At 53.1% G+C, this 686-nt stretch carries 1 protein-coding gene; it reads left to right on the forward strand.

Annotated features, from left to right (window positions below):
* On the forward strand, nucleotides 1-686 hold a 686-nt coding region (locus ACTHUM_RS16885), incomplete at both ends, for an aconitase family protein (RefSeq protein ID WP_440403539.1).

Consider the following 686-nt stretch of genomic DNA (forward strand, 5'->3'; position numbering starts at 1 on the left):
GTACGGATTTGGAATATTACGACGCGCGTCAGGCGTGTGAAGACATCAAACCAGGCTCTTACGACAAGCTGCCTTATACAAGCCGTATCTTGGCTGAGAACTTGGTCAACCGCGCAGACAAAGTCGACCTGCCTACGCTGCAAAGCTGGCTGGGTCAGCTGATTGAGGGAAAACAGGAAATCGACTTTCCTTGGTATCCGGCACGCGTGGTGTGTCACGATATTCTGGGTCAGACAGCGTTGGTGGATTTGGCAGGTCTGCGCGATGCGATTGCAGAAAAAGGCGGCGATCCTTCCAAAGTGAATCCGGTGGTGCAAACCCAGCTCATCGTCGACCACTCTCTGGCCGTTGAATGCGGCGGCTACGATCCTGATGCCTTCCGCAAAAACCGCGAAATCGAAGACAGACGTAACGAAGACCGTTTCCACTTCATCAACTGGACAAAAACCGCATTTGAAAATGTGGACGTGATTCCGGCAGGCAACGGCATTATGCACCAAATCAACTTGGAAAAAATGTCTCCGGTTGTCCAAGTCAAAAACGGCGTGGCATTCCCTGACACCTGCGTCGGTACTGACTCACATACGCCGCACGTCGATTCACTGGGCGTGATTTCCGTAGGCGTGGGCGGTTTGGAAGCCGAAACCGTAATGTTGGGCCGTGCATCCATGATGCGTCTGCCTGAT

The organism is Neisseria sp. P0021.S006 (assembly GCF_051956895.1).